13 protein-coding genes and 1 tRNA gene are annotated in these 20,442 nt (G+C 70.1%); all 14 read right to left on the bottom strand.

Translation table 11 applies throughout. The annotated features are described in order from the left end of the window. The 14 genes from murA to ABD164_RS12310 all read right to left on the bottom strand — a co-directional run bounded on the left by murA (position 1) and on the right by ABD164_RS12310 (position 20,322). Positions 1-1,371 carry a UDP-N-acetylglucosamine 1-carboxyvinyltransferase gene (gene murA / locus ABD164_RS12245; RefSeq protein WP_344296496.1) on the bottom strand — a complete coding sequence of 457 codons (1,371 nt, stop codon included), beginning with the start codon at positions 1,369-1,371 and terminating at the stop codon, positions 1-3. Then, positions 1,368-1,988, bottom strand: coding sequence for a 3-isopropylmalate dehydratase small subunit (gene leuD / locus ABD164_RS12250; RefSeq protein WP_344296497.1), 621 nt, complete (start codon positions 1,986-1,988; stop codon positions 1,368-1,370). Before leuD ends, murA begins: the two co-directional genes overlap by 4 nt. Further along, the gene (gene leuC / locus ABD164_RS12255) at positions 1,988-3,472 is read right to left on the bottom strand and encodes a 3-isopropylmalate dehydratase large subunit (protein WP_344296498.1); all 1,485 of its coding nucleotides are present in this window, start codon (positions 3,470-3,472) and stop codon (positions 1,988-1,990) included. The genes leuD and leuC overlap by 1 nt, the downstream gene beginning before the upstream one ends. 121 nt (positions 3,473-3,593) lie before the next feature. Next, on the bottom strand, positions 3,594-4,190 hold the full coding sequence (locus tag ABD164_RS12260) for an FHA domain-containing protein (protein WP_344296500.1): 597 nt from the start codon (positions 4,188-4,190) through the stop codon (positions 3,594-3,596). 9 nt (positions 4,191-4,199) lie between these two features. Next, a complete protein-coding gene (locus ABD164_RS12265) occupies positions 4,200-6,485 on the bottom strand; it encodes a transglutaminase TgpA family protein (protein ID WP_344296523.1) in 2,286 nt (761 codons plus the stop codon). Between the two features lie 5 nt (positions 6,486-6,490). Then, a complete protein-coding gene (locus tag ABD164_RS12270; protein WP_344296502.1) occupies positions 6,491-7,789 on the bottom strand; it encodes a DUF58 domain-containing protein in 1,299 nt (432 codons plus the stop codon). After that, positions 7,786-8,754, bottom strand: coding sequence for an AAA family ATPase (locus ABD164_RS12275; RefSeq protein ID WP_344296503.1), 969 nt, complete (start codon positions 8,752-8,754; stop codon positions 7,786-7,788). Before ABD164_RS12275 ends, ABD164_RS12270 begins: the two co-directional genes overlap by 4 nt. 45 nt (positions 8,755-8,799) lie before the next feature. Then, the gene (locus ABD164_RS12280) at positions 8,800-14,154 is read right to left on the bottom strand and encodes an Ig-like domain-containing protein (protein WP_344296505.1); all 5,355 of its coding nucleotides are present in this window, start codon (positions 14,152-14,154) and stop codon (positions 8,800-8,802) included. Between the two features lie 125 nt (positions 14,155-14,279). Then, positions 14,280-14,993, bottom strand: coding sequence for an FHA domain-containing protein (locus ABD164_RS12285; RefSeq protein WP_344296507.1), 714 nt, complete (start codon positions 14,991-14,993; stop codon positions 14,280-14,282). Then, positions 14,990-16,714 (bottom strand): protein kinase domain-containing protein, encoded by a 1,725-nt coding sequence (locus ABD164_RS12290; RefSeq protein ID WP_344296509.1) that lies wholly within the window; start codon positions 16,712-16,714, stop codon positions 14,990-14,992. The genes ABD164_RS12285 and ABD164_RS12290 overlap by 4 nt, the downstream gene beginning before the upstream one ends. Next, the gene (locus ABD164_RS12295; protein ID WP_344296511.1) at positions 16,714-17,892 is read right to left on the bottom strand and encodes an FHA domain-containing protein; all 1,179 of its coding nucleotides are present in this window, start codon (positions 17,890-17,892) and stop codon (positions 16,714-16,716) included. The genes ABD164_RS12290 and ABD164_RS12295 overlap by 1 nt, the downstream gene beginning before the upstream one ends. Continuing rightward, entirely contained in the window at positions 17,885-18,760 is an 876-nt protein-coding gene (locus ABD164_RS12300; protein WP_344296513.1) for a PP2C family protein-serine/threonine phosphatase, read from the bottom strand. The genes ABD164_RS12295 and ABD164_RS12300 overlap by 8 nt, the downstream gene beginning before the upstream one ends. Positions 18,761-18,894: 134 nt before the next feature. Next, positions 18,895-19,956 (bottom strand): TerC family protein, encoded by a 1,062-nt coding sequence (locus ABD164_RS12305; protein WP_344296514.1) that lies wholly within the window; start codon positions 19,954-19,956, stop codon positions 18,895-18,897. Between the two features lie 293 nt (positions 19,957-20,249). Continuing rightward, positions 20,250-20,322, bottom strand: a tRNA-Glu gene (locus tag ABD164_RS12310). Positions 20,323-20,442: the final 120 nt, after the last annotated feature.

Here is a 20,442-nt window from a genome sequence, read left to right on the forward strand (position 1 = left end):
TTATGCTTCGAGCTCGAAGTCGGCTCCGAGCAGTTCGAGCTTCGTGATGAAGTTCTCGTACCCGCGCGCGATGATGCCGACGTTCGAGACGGTCGAGCGACCCTCGGCGGTGAGCGCCGCGATCAGGTGGCTGAAACCGCCGCGCAGGTCGGGCACCTCGATGTCGGCGCCCGTGAGTTTCGCGGGCCCCGAGATGACCGCGGAGTGCTGGAAGTTGCGCTGCCCGAACCGGCAGGCGCCCGCCCCGAGGCACTCCTTGTGCACGTCGATCGACGCACCCATGTCGACGAGGGCGTCGACGAACCCGAACCGCTGCTCGTACACCGTCTCGTGCACGATCGAGACGCCGTGCGCCTTCGTGAGCGCGACCACGAGCGGCTGCTGCCAGTCGGTCATGAACCCCGGGTGCACGTCGGTCTCGATGATGACCGGCTTCAGCTCGCCGCCCGGGTGGAAGAAGCGGATGCCGTCTTCGGCGATCTCGAAATCACCGCCGACCTTTCGGAACACGTTGAGGAAGGTGAGCATCTCGGCCTGGCGGGCGCCGCCGACGAAGATGTCGCCATCGGTCGCGAGGGCCGCGGCCGCCCAGCTCGCGGCCTCGTTGCGATCGAAGAGCGCGCGGTGCGTGTAACCGTCGAGCTTGTCGACGCCCTCGATGCGGATGACCCGGTCGGTGTCGACCGTGATGATGGCGCCCATCTTCTGCAGGATGTTGATGAGATCCATGATCTCGGGCTCGATCGCGGCGCCCGAGAGTTCGGTGATGCCGTCGGCGAGCACCGCCGTGAGCAGCACCTGCTCGGTCGCGCCGACGCTCGGATACGGGAGCGAGACCTTGGCGCCGTGCAGGCCGGTGGGCGCAGACATGCGGATGCCGCTCGGGAGCTTCTCGACGATGGCGCCGAAGTTGCGCAGCACCTCGAGGTGGTAGTCGATGGGGCGGTCGCCGATGCGGCAGCCGCCGAGGTCGGGGATGAACGCCTCGCCCAGCCGATGCAGCAGCGGACCGCAGAACAGGATCGGGATGCGGCTCGAGCCCGCGTGCGCGTCGATGTCGGCCATGTGCGCCGTCTCGACCGCCGAGGGGTCGAGGATGAGCTCACCCTCTTCGGCTCCTGCGGTGACGGTCACGCCGTGCACCTCGAGCAGGCCGCGCACGATGCGCACATCGCTGATGTTCGGAACGTCTTTCAGCACACTCGGGGTGTCGCCGAGGATCGCGGCGACCATCGCCTTCGTGACGAGGTTCTTCGCGCCCTTCAGCTCGATGCGGCCACGCAGCGGCTTGCCGCCGTTGATGGTGATGCGGTCGACCGGAAGTCCGACGGCCGAACCGTGCTGCTTCGCATCATTCACGAGGGTGTTCACTCGGCTCCCTGGTTCTGCGGCTCCCGGATGGGGAGCGTCTTCGGCCGCCACGCCGCTCGATGTGCCTCGAACTCGGCGATGGCCTCTTCGTCTCGAAGGGTGAGTCCGATGTCGTCCAGACCCTCGAGAAGCCTCCACCGAGTGTAGTCGTCGATGTCGAAGGCGACCGTGAGCGCGCCTGCGCTCACCGTTCGTGCAACAAGGTCGACGGTCACGACTATTCCCGGGTCGGCTTCGACGACCTCCCAGAGCCGTTCGACGTCTTCGTAGGCGACCTGCGCCGCGAGCAGCCCCTGCTTGCCCGAGTTGCCGCGGAAGATGTCGCCGAACCGCGAACTCACCACGACGTCGAAACCGTAGTCTCGAAGCGCCCACACGGCGTGCTCACGGCTGGAGCCCGTGCCGAAGTCGGGGCCCGCGATGAGGATCTTCGCCCCCTGGTACTCGGGGTGGTTCAGTACGAACTCGGGGTCTTTGCGCCACTCGTGGAAGAGCGCATCGTCGAAGCCGGTCTTGGTGACCCGTTTCAGGAACACCGCGGGGATGATCTGGTCGGTGTCGACGTTCGATCGACGCAGCGGCAGTGCGCCGCCGCTGACCACGGAGAACTTCTGCATCAGCGTGCCTCGCCTTCGTTGGTCGAGTGGGCCGTCAGGCCCGAATCGAGACCCAGGTCCCACGGACTCGAGAGCGTGCCGCGGATCGCGGTGGCCGCCGCGACGAGCGGCGAGACGAGGTGCGTGCGCCCGCCCTTGCCCTGCCGCCCCTCGAAGTTGCGGTTGCTCGTCGAGGCGCACCGTTCGCCCGGTGCGAGCTGGTCGGGGTTCATGCCGAGGCACATCGAGCAGCCCGCGAAGCGCCACTCGGCGCCGAACTCCTCGATCACCTTGTCGAGCCCTTCGGCCTCGGCCTCGAGGCGCACACGCGCCGAGCCGGGCACCACCATGACGCGCACGCCCTCGGCCTTCTGCTTGCCCTTGATGATCGAGGCGAAGGCGCGCAGGTCTTCGATGCGGCTGTTGGTGCACGAACCCATGAACACGGCGTCGACCCGAATGTCTTTCAGCGGGGTGCCGGCCTCGAGGTCCATGTACTCGAGGGCGCGTTCGGCCGCGGCGCGCTCGTGCTGGTCTTCGATGGTCGCCGGGTCGGGCACGGCGTCGGAGAGCGAGACGCCCTGACCGGGGTTGGTGCCCCACGTCACGAACGGCTCGAGCGTGTCGGCGTCGATGAACACCTCGGCGTCGAACTCGGCGCCCTCGTCGGTGGCGAGCGTCTGCCAGTAGGCGACCGCGTCGTCCCAGTCGTCGCCCGTGGGCGCGTGCGCTCGGCCGCGCAGGTACTCGTAGGTGGTCTCGTCGGGTGCGACCATGCCGGCCCGCGCACCCGCCTCGATCGACATGTTGCAGATCGTCATGCGGCCGTCCATCGAGAGGGCGCGGATGGCGCTGCCGCGGTACTCGAGCACGTAGCCCTGACCGCCGCCGGTGCCGATCTTCGCGATGACCGCGAGGATGATGTCTTTCGCCGTGACACCCGGGCGCAGCGTGCCCTCGACGTTGACGGCCATGGTCTTGAACGCCTTCAACGGCAGCGTCTGCGTGGCCAGCACGTGCTCGACCTCACTGGTGCCGATGCCGAACGCCATGGCGCCGAACGCCCCATGGGTCGACGTGTGCGAGTCGCCGCACACCACCGTGATGCCGGGCTGCGTGAGGCCGAGCTGCGGGCCGACGACGTGCACGATGCCCTGCTCCTTGTCGCCGAGCGAGTGCAGGCGGATGCCGAACTCGGCGGCGTTGCGGCGAAGCGTCTCGATCTGCGTGCGGCTCGTGAGGTCGGCGATCGGCTTGTCGATGTCGAGCGTCGGGGTGTTGTGGTCTTCGGTCGCGATCGTCAGGTCGGGCCGGCGCACCGGGCGGCCCGCCATGCGCAGCCCGTCGAAGGCCTGCGGGCTCGTCACCTCGTGCACGAGGTGCAGGTCGATGTAGATCAGGTCGGGTGTGCCGCCTTCGCCCTTCTTCACGAGATGGGCTTCCCAGACCTTCTCGGCCAGCGTGCGCGGCCGCGCGGTGGTAGCGCTGTCGATGGGTGCGTTCATGCGTTCGTCTTCCTCAGGGTCTCGGTTTCAGCCGACGATGGACTCCGCGACGGGGAAGGCCTCAGAACGAAGCCCCGCCGCGGCGACGAAGCAGGAGTCGTGGCGCGCGCACCACTTCAGGTTACACCGTGTCGATCGAGAGCCGGTCCACGCGCAACCCGAGCTCGCCGAGGTACACGGTGGAACCCGCGGCCACCTCGGTCGGCGCACCGGGCGCCAACTCGACGAGCTCGCCAGAGGGCGGCTGCACTCGAACACCGTTGGTCGAGTGCAGGTCGATGACCGTCACCACGCCCGTTCGGGCGTCGATGACGGCGTGCGTCTTCGAGACGGACCTGGCGGGGTCGACGACCGAGACGGGCCTGGCGTCGGCGTGCAGTACGCCGGACGGCACGGGGTCGCGCCCGACCACGATGGGCACCGTGAGCAGCACCTCGAATCCGCCCGGTCCACTCAGGCGGAATGGGCCGGGCGAAGCGGATGCCGCGTGGGCCGCCTGCGTCGGCGCCTGCTCGACCGGTTCGGCCCGTTCAGCGCGGGGCGAGACGGCCGGCGGCGCGGGCGGGCCTGAAGGCACCGGCGTGAACGTCGGCAGCGCGCGCCCGGGCGCGCGAACCGTGCGCTCGGGCTCGGTCGTCGTCGGAGGCGGCGCTGCGGCGGGCTCGGGCGCGTTCGGGATCAGTCCAGGAGGAGGAACGATGAAGTCCGGCGCAACCACGCCACCACTCTAGCGCCGTGAACGGATGCGGTAGCGGGCGACGAACCTGCGCACGCGACCGACCGCGGCCGAGACCGCGTGGCCCGCGGCATCCGCTTCGGTCCACCGCTCGGTGACCGCCTCGTCGCTCACCGACTCGCCGTCGAAGACGTCGCGATCGACCGTCGCGGCAAGGGTTGCGAGTCGCAGGGGCACGCCGTTCTCGGTCGTGGCGGCGACGCCCTGCTCGACGACCTGGCGATCGAGCTCGTGGGCGGTCTGCAGGCGGGTCGCCTTCGCCGGCGGCTCGAACCCGAGCTCGGCGTACCGGTCGACGAGCTCGTCCCACGCGCCGGCTGCGCCGCGGTCGTTGGGTCCTCGGCGTCGCTTGGCACGCCGGCGCCGCTTCGCGAGGGCGACGAAGAGCAGCGGCAGCAGCACGATGGCGGCGGGGATGCCGACCGCGGCCGCGGTGACCCAGACCCACCCGGGGATCTGGAACGGCCGGTCGCGGTCTTCATCGTCGGTCTCGTCGATCTCGACGGTCGTGAGCAGCTCGTCTTCGACGTGTTCGGAGCGCGGGGGCTGGCGCACCTGCGGCTGCGGCTCGGACTTCGGCTTCGGCGTCTGCTCCTGCGGCACATCGACCTGGTCGGGGGTCGGCCGGAACGAGATCCATCCGACGCCCTCGAACGGCACTTCGACCCACGCGGTGACGTCGCCGCCGAGCACCTCGACCTCGTCATCGCCCTCTGCGATCTCGGGCGCGAAGCCCATGACCACGCGTGACGGGTAGCCGAGGTGGCGGGCCATGAGCGCCATCGCAGCGGCGTACTGCTCTTCGTCGCCGACCATCTGGGTGCGCGTGAACAGCTCGATGAGACGGTCGGCGCCGTGCCCGGCCCGCGAGGCGACCGAATCGGAGGCGAGGCCGTGGCTGAGGAATCCGTTGGTCTTCAGCGCCCGTTCGATGCCCCGCAGCTGCTCGATGGGGCTCGTCGCCTCGCCCGCGTACTCGTCGGCTTTCGCCGCGACCACGTCGGGCAGGTTCTCGACGGGCGTGAGGTCGAGCGACGCGACCGGGGTGTCGATGAGCTGCTCGGTGTCGGGCTCCCGCTGGATGCGCGCCTCGAGGCGGTACCGGGCGCCCTCGTCGATGCCGCTCGTGAGCACGGCCGTGCCGGCCGCCGCGTTGTAGCGCAGGTCGCCCCCACGATCGGCGGTCGCGCTGTCGAGCAGTCGCAGCGAGGACCCGTACCCGACGGTCGGAAGCCAGACGTCGCCATACGCCTCGACCGAGATCTCGACGTCGCGCGAACTGCCGAGGGTCGCGAGCTCGGGCGCGGGCAGCGTCTCGCCGACGATCGCGTACCCGCCGTCGGCGGCCGCCGACCCGGGGCCGGCCACATTCCAGAGCCGCCCGGTGTACGAGTCCATCGCGGCGAGCCGCAAGGTGTCACCTGGCTCGAGCCCGGTCGCGGTGAAGAGCGGCTCCTCGGCGAGGTCCTTCGTGTAGTTGCGGAACCCGGCGAGCGGGCTCGGAAACTCGAGCGGGTCGAAGGGCGGCACGATCTCGTCGCGCAGCACGAATCGCTCGGGCGCGACGGGGGCGATCGCGAGGCCGGCGACCGCCCCGATCGCGACGGCCCCGGCGACGACGACCGCCGAACCGCGCAGCTTCTGCGCACGCAGGCGCCTGGCGCCGTCGCCGCTCGCCTCGACGTCGGCGCCGCGACGCCAGGCCAGCCAGACGAGGGCGATGGTCGCGAACGCCACCCCGCGCACGCCGGCGAGGTAGGCCTCGTCGGTGCCGAGCAGGATTCCCGACAGGTAGAGCAGCACCGGGCCGATGAGCAGCAGGCTCGACCGCAGCACCGTGCGGCGCTTCGGCAGCCAGCGGATGACGAGCATGGCACCGACGAGCGACACGAGCCAGGCCGCGAAGTACGGCACCGCGGCGATGTAGTAGGGCGCCTCGACGGGCGTGCCGATCGTGACGATGTCGGCCCAGCCGTAGACCGCCCCCAGGGCGAGTCCGGTGAGCGAGGGAAGGCTCGGCAGCACGCCGAACAGCGCCAGCCCGGGCATCGTGAAGGGCGTTCCGAGCAGAAAGTAGGCGGCGAGGCCGAGCAGCACGGTCGTCAGCACGCCGAGGCGCAGCAGCGACCCGGCGACCGCGACGAGCGTGCCGATGACGATGCCCGCGACCGCGGCGATCAAGAAGTTGAGGTCGCCGAAGCTCGTCTCGTACCCGGCGATGCCGAGCAGCGACAGCACCGACAACACGATGAGGTCGGTGACGACGGTACGGGGCATCCGGTTCACGGGCGCACCCTCCGAACGAGTCGCTGCAGGTCGGAGAGCGAGCCGACCGTCACGACGGTCGTGCCGGCGATGCCGGCGATGCGCGATGGGGCGCCGACCTCGACCCGGAAGGCGAGCATCTGCGTGTCGGGCCCGACGACCGTCTCGACCGACCTGAAGTCGGCCAGCGGCACGGCCGAGCCGCCCACGACGATGGCCACACTGGCGACCGCAAGTCGCTTGGTGCCCTCGCGCACGAACTCGCGAAGGGAGTCGAACGCACCGTTCACGGGCTCGATGCGGCTGGTGTCGTCGAGCAGGGCCGTCGGCGTCGCGGTGCGCAACTTGCGCCCTTCGGTGACGACGTCGAGGCGGGTGCCGTCGCGGATGACCTGCACACCGAGCGAGGCGAGCACCGAGACGCCGAGCTCGAACTCGTCGTCGGAGGCGTAGTGCGAGCGCTCGGTCGACTGCAGCAGCACGAGCTGCGAGCGCCGTGTCTCTTCGTACTGGCGCACCATGAGCTGGCCGGTGCGCGCCGACGTGCGCCAGTGCACGTTGCGCAGTGCATCGCCCGGCTCGTAGGCGCGCAGCGCATGGAACGAGATGTCGTTGTCGGTGATCGTCTTCGTGACCTCGCCCTCGAGATCGCGCACGAGTCCCGCGGCTGAGGGCTGCAGCCTCGCCGTGACCGGGTGAACGAAGAGCTCGACGGGCTCGGTCCAGCGCACGACACGGCGCAGCAGGCCGAGCTGGTCGCCGCGCACCGACGCGGCGGGCCCGGCCACGATGACGGCACGTCGGTTGGTCGGCACCGCGAACAGCTCCTCATGCCGCTCGGCCGGCGCGATGGCGGGGATCACGAACTCCGCGAGCCCCGCGCCGACCGGAAGCTCGAGCCGCGACGGGATCGACGGCGCGCCGCCCACGTTCTCGACCACGAGTTGCCCGAGTGCCCGCTCGCCCGCGACGACGCGGCTCGGCTGCAGGGCGATGTCGACCCGGTACTGCATGCGCCCGAAGACGAACGGCACCGACACGAGCACGGCGGCCGCGAGGGTCGCCCCCAAGAATGCGAACTCGACCCAGCCGAAGCCCCACGCGAGCGCGAACGACACGACGACGGCACCGAGCACGAGCCATCCGGTCGTCGAGACGACCCCGGTGACGGGCGCCGTGAACGCGGCCACCCGCTTCGCCGTCGCCGCGATCCGGCCGCCGACAGAACGAGCGGATGCCGCGACCGAACGCCCGACGGCACGGAATGCGATGCGCGCCTGCGAGGGAACCCGGGGCGCACGTGCCTCGGCCGTCATGCCGCCCGGTAGGCCGGCGGGGCGACGTCGACGAGCACGCCCGAGACGATGTCTTCGGCGGCGACGCCGGCGAACTCCGACTCGGGGTCGACGATGATGCGGTGCGCGAGCACCGGCACGGCGAGGTCGCGCACGTCGTCGGGGGTCACGTAAGTGCGCCCGTGCGCGATCGCCCAGGTCTTCACCGTGCGGGCGAGGGCGAGGGCGCCGCGCATGCTGACGCCGAGCGACGAGTCCTTGTGCGCACGCGTCGCGGCGACGATCTGGTTGAGGTACGACAGCACGGCCGCATCGACGTAGACGTCGGAGGCCAGCTGCGCCATCGTCGTCACCGAGCTCGAGGCGATGATCGGCGAGACCTTCGACGCGCGCGCGCGGTTGGCCGAGTCGAGCAGCAGCGTCACGGCGGTGTCGTGGTCGGGGTAGCCGAGTGAGGTCTTGATGAGGAACCGGTCGAGCTGCGCCTCGGGCAGCGAGTACGTGCCCGCCTGCTCGACGGGGTTCTGCGTCGCGATGACCATGAACGGGCTGCCCACTTCGTAGCTCACGCCGTCGACCGTGACCCGGCCCTCCTCCATGACCTCGAGCAGCGACGACTGGGTCTTCGGGCTCGCCCGGTTGATCTCGTCGGCGAGCACGATCGACGCGAAGATCGGGCCGCGGTGGAACTCGAAGTGCCCCTTGCCCTGGTCGTAGATCGTCACGCCGGTGACGTCGGAGGGCAGCAGGTCGGGCGTGAACTGAATACGCGAGTGGGTGCCATCGAGCGTGTTGGCGAGCGCCTTCGCGAGCACCGTCTTGCCGGTGCCCGGAAAGTCCTCGAGCAGCACGTGGCCGTCGGAGAGCAGCGCGGTGACGACGAGCTCGATCACCTCGCGCTTGCCGAGGATCGCCTGGTCGATGTTGTCGACGAGCTTCGAGAAGGCGTCTTGGAACCACTGCGCCTGTTCTTGGGTCACTGCCATGCGTTCGTCTCTCTCTTCATTGCTCTGAGGTCGTGGTGCACGTGCTCACCACGTGTTGTAGGCGATGTTGTTCCACTGGCTTCCGCTGATGGCGCCCAGGGTGCGCGAGGTGCCGCCGCTGACGTTCTCGAACCGCACCGCGATCGTCTCGCCGGCCGCTCGCCTGCCGAGGTGGTTCTGCAGTTGCAGATTCCCGCTCGCGCCGATGTCGTAGGTTCCCTTCCAGTTGCTCCAGGAGCCGTTGACCGTCACGTAGATCTGATATCGGCCCGCATTCATGTTGTTCCAGGTGATGCGTACCTCGGCACATCCGCTGCCGCCGCTGTCGCACGCCATGCTCGGCCCCTTGCCGATCGAGCCTGACGGCACCGGCGGTGGTGCGTTCTGCACACCGACATTGGTCGATGCGATGCCGCTCGTGCCGCCGCCGTTGTTGTTCACGGCGACCACATCGACGCGGTGAGTGCCGGCGCCGACCCCGCTGAATGAGGCCGAGGTGCCGCTCACGGTCTTCCAGCTGCCCCCGGCGATGCGGGCCTGATAGTGCACGCCACCGCCGCCGGTGTCGCTCGGGGCGTTCCAGTCGACGTTCACGGTCGTCGGCGCGTATCCGGCTGCGTTCGCGGTCACGTTGCGGGGCGGGCTCGGCCGACCGTACGGCGTCTTGCTTGTGCCGGCCGATTGGGCGCTCCACCCGATGCCGTTCTCGGCGCGCACGGTGAACGTGTAGGTCGTGCCATTGGTGAGCCCGCCGATGGGCTGGTTGACACCCGCCGCCGAGGCGTCGAACATCTTCGATCCGCCGTTCCAGCGCACCTCGTAGCGGGTGATCGGCGAGTTGTTGGTCGCCGGCGCGGCCCAGCGCACGGTCGCGGCGCCCGACGCCGCCGTGACGGTCGGCGCATTCGGCGCGTCAGGCACGTCGCGCACGATCACCGTGACGCGTCCCTGCGTTTCGCGGGCCGGGTCTTTCGTGCCGTCTTGGATGCGGTAGATCACGCTGAGCGTGCCGGTGAACGCCGCGCCCGCGCGCACGGTGATGCCGGTGTCGGTGTGGCTGACCGACGCGTTCGACCCGACGTCGACCTGGTCGATCGCCGCGGCGACGACGCGCAGCGGCACGCCGTCTTGCTCGAACGGGTTGAAGTCGTTCGCGAGCACGTCGACGGGGATCGACGCCGATCGCTTCACGTACTCGGGCCCGTCGTCGTTCGCCTTCGGCAAGGCACGCGTCGATGAGACCACCTTGACGTCGATGTAGCCGGGCACGGTGAACTCGTTGAAGTTCACGTCGAACGTGAGCCGCGTGGCGGCACCCGGCTGCACGCCGAGCGGTGACGACACGCGCAGCGTCGCACCGTCGACGATCTCGGCGGCGATGTCGCCGGTCGTGCCCGAGAGGTTGGTGTAGGTGATGCGTTCGATGTTGTCGGGGTTGGGCTGGTCGCTCGACGAGCGCAGGTCGAGCTCGATCGGCGCCTCGCCGGCCTCGAGTGTCTCGGATCGCGGCGTGAACGTCGGCGGCGTGTCGTTGAAGTCAGGGTCGCCCACGGTGATCGGGATCGTGAGCACCGCCTTGCGGCCGATCGGGTCCTCGGCGCTCGAACCGTCGGTGACCTCGAACGTCAGCGATGCCTCGCCGCGATAGTCCTGCGCGGGGGCGTACCGCAGCGTCGTGCCGTCGACGAACGCCGGTTCGCGCGCGTTCGTCGACGACGCCGTCAAGACGAGGGCGGGATTGCCCGACGGCACCTCGACGAGGTCGGCGACGCTCCACTCGATCTGCCCGTTCATGGGCACGATGACCGCGCCGATGTCCTTGAGGAACGGGGCCGGGAACTTCGCACGCTCTTCAGCGGCGAGCTCTTCGGGGGTCTTCGGCTTCTGGGTCTCGGTGACGGGCTGCTCTTCGCCGCTCGGCACCGGCGGCACGATCACGAATGCCATCGCGTCGAGGTCGTCGAGCTCGTTCGTCAGCCGGTAGGCGACGGCATAGCGCTGGGGACCGGGTGTCACGTCGATCGTGCCGTCGTCGTGCACCTCGGCGCGGTCGGCGTTCGGGCCCTCGACAGTGACGACGAGGTCTTCGACGAGTCCACCGGGGTTCGTGGCGTCGCCGAGCGGGCTGACGGTGATGGGCGTGTCGTCGGCGACCTGCTCGGGCTCGATGACCTGGTCTTCGGCGGTCGGCGGCAGGATCACCGCGTCTTCGGTGACGGCGACCTGCAGGAACGCGGTGTCGGCGCCGCCGTGGCCGTTCGAGATCTCGTATCGGATCGTGTACGCCCCCTCGGCGTCGGGCGCCCCGACGACGACCCGCCGTCGGTCGCGGACCTCGGCCTCGATCCCCTCGTCGACCTCGGGCAGGTCGGCGACGTGCAGCTGGAATCCGCTCGGGTCGGAGTCGTTGAGCAGCACCTCGACCGACGCGGTGCGACCGGGCTTCATCTCGATCGTGTCATCGACGGCCTTCGGCGGCAGCTGCACGACCGGCCGCGGGATCACGCCGATGCGGATGGTGCCGGTCGCGGTGGCGCCGAGCGTGTCGCGCACCTCGTAGCTGAACTCGTCGGTGCCGGCCGAGCCCGAGAACGCCTCGTAGGTGAACGACGTGCTCGTGCGCTCGATGACGCGGCCGAGGTTGGGTGCCACGGTGATGCCGGTGAGCATCACCGAATCGCCGTCGGGGTCGAGGCCGTCGAGGGGCACGTCGATCTTGACCGCCGACCCGGCGAAGGTGCGCGAGGTGAGCGGCGTGGGCAGCGGTGCGCGGTTCTCACCCGCATCGCGTGCCACGACGGTGAAGCTCACCGTCGCCCGCGCAGTCTGCTCGAAGTCGTCGCCGATCGTGTAGACGGCCGTGTAGACCCCGGGCTGCTCGGGTGCTTGGTACCGCACCGTGTCGCCGTCGACGAAGGCGAGACCCGCCAGCCCGTCGGTGTCGGCGAGGTCGGGCAGCACGTGCAGCGCAGCCGCATCGGGGTGGTAGTCGTTGGCGAGCACCGGCACCGTCACGATGTCGCCGGCGCGCACGTTGACACCGTCGTTGATCGCCACCGGCGGCTGGTGCTTCACGAGGGGCGGCACCGGCACGACGGTGACCGTCGCGGTCGACGAGTTCACGCCGTCGGAGACGGTGTAGGCGAACTGCAGTTGCCGATCGAGGGCCGCCGACGCGGTCACCCGCGTCACGGTGTTCGTCAGGATCTCGACCGACACCAGCCCTTCGGTAGCCGCGTCGTCGATCGACTGTACGGCGAGCACTCGGCCCGACGGCGACACGTCATTGGCGAGCACCGGCACCGACAGCGGTTCACCGGGTCGCAGGTAGGCGGTGTCCTTCACGGCGATCGGCGCAGGGGCGGTATCGGGCGGTTCGGTCACCTGCACGCGTAGCAGGCCGACACTCACCGTCGCACCCGCGCCGAGGTTGTACAGGAAGATGTACTCGCCGGGCTCGCCGCTCGAGAAGGCGATCGTGCCGCGTTCGAGGTTCGGCGTGACGGATGCCCCGTCGGGCGCGCCTTCGACGCCGAGCAGCTCGAGCGCTGCGCCCGAGGGCGACAGGTCGTTGGCGAGGGGCTCGATGAGCTCGGTCTCGCCGACGAACACCTGCGCGAAGTCGGGGGTGCCGATGGGGTTCAGCGACCCGGCCGGCTTCACCTCGACGACGAGCGTGCCGGCGGCGGTCGTCTGGCCGTCGCTGACCGTGAACTTCACCTCTTTGAGGCCGAGCTCGGCCGATTTGTGCTCGAACGTGAGAAACCCGTCGGGGCTCGAGCGCACCGAGTCGCCTCCGGTCGGCGAGGCGTTCACGAGGAAGAGGTCGTCGCCGTCGGGGTCGTTCCAATCGGCGAGCACGTTGTACGAGATCTTCTGGCCCTGTTCGACGCTCACGGCGCCCGAGCGGATCGAGACGGGCGGCGCGTTCTCGGATTCGGGCACGATGCGCACGTTGACGGATGCCTCGGACACACCCGCGCGACCGTCGTCGACCGAGTACCTGAAGGACACCGAGCCTGCGGCGCCCTCGGCGGGCGAGAACTGCAGCGCACGCCCGCCGTCGATGAGCTCGAGCTTGCCCGAAGCCTCGGACACATCGCTCGTCGAGGCGACGGTGAGCACGTCGCCGTCGGGGTCGGTGTCGTTCTCGAGCACCTCGAGGATCGTGGTGCGCCCCGGGCGCACGCCGTACTCGTCGTCGCGCGCGAGCGGCGGCCGGTTCTGGTCGGTGCGCTCGGCGAGGGTGTCTTCGAAGGTCTGCTGCGAGCTCTTCTCTTCACCCTCCTCCTCCTCGCTCTCTTCGGGAGGGGTGACCTCTTCCCAGTTGTCGACGAGCCTGAGGTCGGAGTCGACGAGCCAGGCGTTGCCGTTGGTGAGGTTGTTCAGCACGATGACGTCGCGGTTGACGCGGAACTCGAGACGCGAACCGCCCGTGGGCTGCTCGATGTCGAGCAGCGTCGGCTCGGCGTCGCCGCATGCGGAGAGGTAGCGGCCGGTCTCGGCCCACGCGCCGTGCACGCAGCCGTCGAGCTGCACCGGCGCCGCGACATCCGCCGCGTTCGTCGTCGCCCCCGGCGACCCGTTGTCGAGCTCGCGCACCTCGCCGCCGTCGAGCGGCACCTCGAGCAGGCCCGCGGCGGTCGCGACGTAGGCCGCGTCGTGTTCGGCGCCCGACTGCTGCAGGCGCAGTCCGGCGTCGGGAAGCTCGACGGTGCGGTCGTCGATGATGAGCCGGTTCGCGTCTTCGTCGAAGACGACGGCCCGCTCGCCGACGGCCGCCACCTGATGCGCGCCGAGTTCGGGCACGGCGAGCTCGCTCGGCTCGTCGGCGCCGCGCTCGAACCGCATCAGGGTCGACTCGCCCTCGGCGGTCGCGAACACCGTGCCCTTCGGGCTCACCGCGACGTGCCCCTCGCCACCGAACTCGGCGATGGGATCGCTGCCGCGCCAGTCGAACGACAGCTGGTCGCCCGCCGCGACGGTCCACAGTTCGCCCTTCGGCGAGAGCACGGCGAGCACGTCGCCGCCGTAGGCGACCTGCGACGCCGGCGGCACGTCGATGCGCTCGACGAGCGTCGTGAACGACGGGTCGATGCGCTCGATCGAACCGACGCTCGGGTCGTAGATGAACGCGTCGCTGCCGTCTTGGAAGACGTCGACCTCATTCGAAGCGGTCGAGACGGCCGCGTCGAGCTCTTCGATCTGACGGTTCAGGCGGCCCGCGAGCAGGTCTTCGGCGTTGGTGACCCAGACCTCGCGAGCGTGCAACTCGGGGTCGGAGACGGGGTATCCCTGGTGCAGCACCGCGAAACCCAGCGGCACCCCGGCGAGCACCGCGATGGCCGTGCCCGAAGCGATCGTCTTGCGCGCGCGAACCCAGGCGATGAGTCGGTTCAAGGTCGTCTCCCGGGGCGTCCGTCGGTAGGGCTCGTCGGATGGGCCCGCTCAGAGTCGCGGGCCGGGCATCAACCTAACATGTCCCGGTGACGCCCTGGAATGGGGAGACCTCCCCGTCGGCCCGTTCACCCATCGTTCGCCGCGGGGCGGTCGCCGGAGGCGTCGAGCAGCACGAGATCGTCGGCGCTCACGAGCCGCGTGGCGACCGCATATTCGACGAGGCGGGCTCGGCGGTTCGTCGCCAGCTTGCCCCGCCCCCCGCGCAGTCCGTCGACGCCGAGCTTGTCGAGCTTCTCGCACACGTTGTCGAGTTTGCGATTGAACGTCGTCATGCTCCAGCCGAGCCTCGCCGCGGCCTCGGCCGAGCTCGGCACCGGTGCCCGGCCCGCGCTCGGCTGTGCGAGCACGTTCTCGGCGAGCGCGACGACGAGCTGCCGTTGGCTCGTCGTGAGGGCGACGGGCATCACCGTGGTGCTGCCGGCCGAGATCGTCGCGGTGAGCGACGTGTTGTAGAAGTCCTCTTCGGCGTGCACGGTGAAGTCGTAGGTGGTCGCGCCGGCGCTGAACATGACGTGCACGGTCTGGAACACGAGCGGCAGCTTGGCGCCGGGGGCGACCCACGCCTGCACACTTCCGGTGGCATCCGACACGGTCGCCGAGAGCAACTGCCCGACATTCGCGAGCCACCAGAGACCGTACTCCGACGAGAGCGTCAGGAAGGTGCGATGCAGGTACGGGTTGTCGTCGATCGTGAGGTCGGACTCGCGGCCGATGGTGAACGGCTCCCCCGCCTCGACGGTGTACCACTCGCCGCAGTACTCGACCTTCAACGGCCTCATCCGGAGCATCCCCTCACCGGCTCCGAGGTCTTGCTTCCGCGTTGCACCTGCACGTCGATGCAGATCGCCCCTGCGCCTGCACCGGCGACCGTGATGGTCGGCCCTTCGGTCACTTCGGTCTGCCCGCTGCCGTCGGCGCGCTTCCAGCGGTATCGGTCGCCGTCTTCGGCGCCGTCGTGCGAGACGGCGAAGGCGACGGATGCCCCGTCGGGGCTCGTGACGCCGGGCTCGACGGTCGGCGCCGGCACGGTCGCGGCGATCACGGCGTCCTCGCCGGGAGAGGTCGGCCCGGTCTCAGCAGCGGGTGGCGCGACGTCTCCCGACAGGGCGATCGTCACCCCGACGACCCCAGCCACGATGACGGCGGCGGCGATGCCGATGATCAGGCCCAGCCTCGAGCGCCGCGGCATCTGGCCGTCTACTGCCTCGGGCGCGACCGGAGCCCGCGATGGGCCGGATACGGGCACCGGCACGTGCACCGGCGCAGCGCGGCGCGGCCGCACGACCGTGGCGTCGGGCGCCTCAGCGGGCGGTGCGCCGATTCCGGCGGCACCGGCCCGGGTGCGCACCACCGTGCCGTCGTCGAGCGGCGCGACGGACGCCGATGCGACGTCGCCCGGCAGCTGCGGTTGGGCCGCGATCTGCTGGGGGGTGCGGGCACGCGTGCGGTCGTCGTCGGCCGCAGGCGCTTTCGGCGCCGGTGCGATCGGCTCGCCGCGCGGGGCCTGCGCCTCGACCGTACGCACCGACCTGGCGCGGGTGGCGTCAGCGGCATCGTCGTCGGCTGGTGCCTCGCGCGACGACGCGAGGTTCGGCACCTCGATGCTCGTCGCCGCATAGCCGAGCTCGAGCTCGATGCGCTGCAGCGCACGGGCGAACTCGACCGCGCTCGGGAAGCGGTCGTCGCGGCGCGTGGCCATGCCCTTCGCGAGCACGGCCGTGAGGCTGCGCGGCACATCGGCGCGGTCGATGGGAGTGATCGCACCGCGCTCGATGCGCCCCATGAGGTCGAGCGAGCCGTTGGGCCGGCCGGGGATCTCGAACGGCGTGCGACCCGCGACGAGCGTGTACACCGTGGCGGCCAGCGAGAACACGTCGCTGCGGGTGTCGGGCCTGGGGTCGTCCTCGAACATCTCGGGCGGCGACCACGGCACGCTCATGCCCACCGCCGACTGGCCCGACCCGGTCGCCGAGGCCTCGGGCGCGGTGACGGTGTGCACCGGCAGTTCGCCGTCGAGGTTCGACGAGATGCCGAAGTCGGTGAGCGCCGGCCAGCCGTAGTCGTTCGTCAGCACGTTCGCGGGCTTGATGTCGCGGTGCAGAATGCCGGCGGCGTGCGCGGTGGCGATCGCTCCGGCGAGCCGCACGCCGGTGCGGAGCGCGTCTTCGATCGTGAACGGCTGGCGCTTGTAGCGCTCAGAGAGGCTCGGGCCCGAGCAGTACTCCATGACGAAGTACGGGCGGCCGTCGCTCGACACGTCTGCGTGGAAGATCGTGACGATGAACGGGTGCGCCGACAGCTGCGCCATGAGGTTCGCCTCGGCCACGAACTGCGCCCGCGTGTCGCGGCCGAGCTCTTCGGTCAGCAGCACCTTGACGGCGACCTTGCGGCGGGGAAGCTTCTGCTCGTACAGGAACACGTCGGCGAATCCGCCGGAGCCGAGCAGGCCCATCGACGTGTATCCGGGCAGCTCGGGCGGGGTCGAGGGAGCGCGCCGCATCAGCCGCCGACCACCTGCAGCGTGCAGCCGCCGCCGAGGTCGACGACGGTGCCGATGAGCACGGGCGTCGGCTCGCCGGCGCGCAGCTTCACGGGCGGCATGCCCGGCGCGACCACGAGCGTGCCGTTGCGCGAGTGCAGGTCGGTGATGACGACCGTGCCGCCCTCGAGCGCCATGCGCACGTGGCTGCGCGAGATGTCGGGGTCGCCGTGGCCGATCGTGACAAGGCGCGGCAACCGCCCGCCCGAGACCTTGCTGACACTGGGCGCACGGCCGAGCACGAGTTCGTGGCCGATGGCCTCGAGGGATCCGTCGGGCATTCGCAACTGCGGCTGCGGCGCCTGCGGCTCGGCGTGCTCGGTGTCGTCGGCAGGAGCGGGCGTCGAGCCGCCGACCTTCGCTGCCTCACGCTCGGCCCGCAGTCGACGGATGTCGACGCTCGCGATCGTCAGGCCATCGTGGTCGCCCGGGCCGGCTTCGTCGTCACCCTGACCGCCCGACGGTGCGGGACTCGACGGTGCGGGAATCACGGGTGCTCCGAGGGCCGGCGCGGGGATCGCAGCCGGGATCGGCTCGACGGGGTCGATGACGGTCTCTTCGCCGAGCGGGGCGATCGTGTGTTCGGATGCCGCGACCGCGGCCGCAGCGACGACCGGCGCCGGGGCAGCAGCGGGCGCGGAAACCGTCGGCGTCGGCACGGCCGCCGCAGCGGCGGCAGGCACCGCCGCGGCGGAGGACGCGGCGCGCGCAGGCACGGCCAACCGCGCGGCCGTCACGACGCCGTCGACGATCGGGAACCAGTCGGCGGCGGCGTCGGCACCGAGCGCCTCGACCTCGAACTCGGCGGGCACGTCGAGCACGCGTTCGGTCCATGTGGAGACGCCGACGCCCGAGATGCGCGTGCCGCCCACTGCGACCTCGAAGTCGCCGCGCACGAGCACGCGCACGAGGCCGCCGGCGACCGCGCGCTCGGGCCAGGTGATGAGCGCGAAGTCGGGGGTGTTGCCGAGGCCGCGCGCCGTCAGCCGTTCGACGACCGCGGTCGTGGCGTCGGCCGACAGCGCCGGCCACAGTTCGCCGACCGTCGTCGCCGCGTCGTCGCCCCCGACGACCAGCACGACGCCGGGCCGCACTCCAGCGACCCGTCGCCCTGATGCATCGGACAGGTACTCAGCCATCTGCGCCCCCTTCGCCTCGCGGCCTCGTCGTCTCGACCGACCCGTCACCGCGGTCGCGGGTCGCGTCGGAATCGTCGTCGTCGCCTGCCCCGATCGTCGATTCGACGACGACCACGCTGACGTTGTCGCGCCCGCCGTGCTCGATCGCCGCGTCGACGAGCTCACCTGCCATGCCGGCGGCGTGTACGGCATCGCCCGCGAGGATCGACGCGACGCGCTCGTCGTCGAGCTCTTTCGTGAGGCCGTCGGAGCACACCAGGAACATCTGGCGCCCGGCCGCGGGAATGAGCCAGATGTCGGGATCGACGACCTCGTCGGCCCCGAGCGCGCGCGTGATGACGTTGCGGTCGGGGTGCCGTTCGGCATCGTCGGGGCTGATGAGCCCCGCATCGACGAGCTCCTGCACGGCCGAATGGTCGACGCTCAGCTGGTCGAGGGTGCGACCGTCCCACGCATAGACGCGCGAGTCGCCGATGTTGAAGACCATCCAGTGAAAGCCCACCCCGTCGCCGGTGTCGACCAGCACGACGCCCGCGAGCGTCGTGCCCGCAACGGCGGTGCCCTCTTCGCCCTCGTCGCTGAGCGCGCGCACCGCGTCGTTCGACGTGTGGATGGCGTCGAGGACCTGTTCGGGCGTTGGCGGAACCCCCGGCTCGAGATGCCGGCGGAAGGTGTCGACCACGGCCTGGCTCGCGGCATCGCCCCTGGCGTGCCCGCCCATGCCGTCGGCGACGAGGTACACCGGCGCCTCGGCGAGGAACGAGTCCTCGTTCACCGCCCGCACGCGCCCCACGTCGGACCGGGCGGAGTGGGCGATGAGCGCCGACCCGCGGGTCAGCGAGACGATGCCCTCGACATCACCTGGCACGGGTCTCCTCCGTCGGGTCGGGGTCGGGGTCGATGGGGCGTCGGCGGTCGTCGTCGGCGCGAGCGACGCCGCCGCCGGCGTCGCCCATACACGCTAGCAACTCCTGCGCGGACGCGTTGACCGCTGTGGACGCCCTATCGCTCGGCGCGGTCGGCCTCGCCCGCGCGGTCGGCCTCTTCGGTGAAGTGCGGCACCTCGTCCATGAGCTTCGCGCCGCGACGCTTCGACTCGACGCTCGCCTTGACGAGACTCGCGATCGTGGCGACGGCCATGGCTGCGACGATCACGCCGAGCGAGGTCCAGGTCGAGATCTCGGGCGCCCACTCGATCGGCTGGCCGCCGTTCAGGAACGGCAGCTCGTTGACGTGCAGGGCATGCAGCACGAGCTTCACGCCGATGAAGGCGAGGATGAACGCGATGCCGTACTTGAGGTACTCGAGTCGCTCGAGCAGACCGCCGAGCAGGAAGTAGAGCTGCCGCAGGCCCATGAGCGCGAAGACGTTCGCCGTGAAGACGATGAACGCACTCTGGGTGATGCCGAAGATCGCCGGGATCGAGTCGAGCGCGAACAGCAGGTCGGTGGTGCCGATCGCGATGAACACGATGAGGATCGGCGTGAACATGCGAGTGCCGTCGACCGTGGTCTTGAGTTTGATGCCGTCGTAGTCGTCGGAGATGCGCACGCGCTTGCGGAGCATCCGCACCACCAGGCCCTCGGACTCCTCGGCGTTCTCCTCGCGATGCAGGAACGCCTGCTGGATCGCGGTCCAGATGAGCCAGGCGCCGAAGATGTAGAAGATCCAGCTGAAGTTCTCGATGAGCTGTGCGCCGAGCAGGATGAAGATGCCGCGGAAGAGCAGCGCGAGCAGGATGCCGACCATGAGCACCTCCTGCTGCATCTTCTTCGGCACCGCGAACCGGGCCATGATGATCACGAACACGAAGAGGTTGTCGATCGAGAGGCTGTACTCCGTCAGCCAGCCGGCGATGAACTGCCCGGCGTACTCGCCGCCCGCGAACATGAGCATCAGCAACGAGAAGATGAGGGCGAGCGCCACGTAGAAGACGACCCACAGGGTCGACTCGCGGAACGAGGGGATGTGCGGGCGCTTGATGACGAGCAGCAGGTCGGCGATGAGGATCAAGGTCAGGACGACGAGCGATCCGACTTCGAACCAGACGGGAAGTGCGAGCACAGGGTGCCTTTCGGGGATTCGGGGACGGCGGAGGTCCGAAAGTCTCTCCCTGCTCCGCCGTGGCGGCCCCCACGACCGGAGCGCCTGCGGCGGCGCTCGTATTGACGATCATGGATCGAGGCCTTCACCTCGCGGGATACTCCCCTTCGCATCCGCGAGTCTAGCCGACGCAGGGGTGAGCGGTCAGCGAGTCGATGAGGGCGAACCGGCGGATGTCGCGGCCGAGCCACCCCCGAAACGCCGAATGCCCTCGCCGAAGCGAGGGCATTCAGGTGTTGTCGTAATCACATGAGTGACCCCAGCGGGATTTGAACCCGCGCTGCCGCCGTGAGAGGGCGGTGTCCTAGGCCGCTAAACGATGGGGCCGTATCGACAACTTGAAGAGTATGACACAGGCGTCGGGCGTCCGCCAAATCGACCACGGCCTTCTCAAAGTCCGGCGAGGCGCCGGGCGGTTTCGGGGTCGCGCATGGCTGACCGGGTGGC

Origin of the sequence: Agromyces neolithicus (assembly GCF_039529735.1) — a bacterium.
In the GTDB taxonomy this organism is placed as follows: Bacteria; Actinomycetota; Actinomycetes; order Actinomycetales; family Microbacteriaceae; genus Agromyces; species Agromyces neolithicus.

What these genes read in the sequence shown, in the direction of transcription:
- ABD164_RS12270 (WP_344296502.1), bottom strand. Translation starts at nt 7,789, where the DNA reads ATGACGGCCGAGGCACGTGCGCCCCGGGTTCCCTCGCAGGCGCGCATC.
- ABD164_RS12275 (WP_344296503.1), bottom strand. Translation starts at nt 8,754, where the DNA reads ATGGCAGTGACCCAAGAACAGGCGCAGTGGTTCCAAGACGCCTTCTCG.
- leuC (WP_344296498.1), bottom strand. Translation starts at nt 3,472, where the DNA reads ATGAACGCACCCATCGACAGCGCTACCACCGCGCGGCCGCGCACGCTG.
- ABD164_RS12290 (WP_344296509.1), bottom strand. Translation starts at nt 16,714, where the DNA reads ATGCGGCGCGCTCCCTCGACCCCGCCCGAGCTGCCCGGATACACGTCG.
- ABD164_RS12285 (WP_344296507.1), bottom strand. Translation starts at nt 14,993, where the DNA reads ATGAGGCCGTTGAAGGTCGAGTACTGCGGCGAGTGGTACACCGTCGAG.
- ABD164_RS12265 (WP_344296523.1), bottom strand. Translation starts at nt 6,485, where the DNA reads ATGCCCCGTACCGTCGTCACCGACCTCATCGTGTTGTCGGTGCTGTCG.
- leuD (WP_344296497.1), bottom strand. Translation starts at nt 1,988, where the DNA reads ATGCAGAAGTTCTCCGTGGTCAGCGGCGGCGCACTGCCGCTGCGTCGA.
- ABD164_RS12295 (WP_344296511.1), bottom strand. Translation starts at nt 17,892, where the DNA reads ATGGCTGAGTACCTGTCCGATGCATCAGGGCGACGGGTCGCTGGAGTG.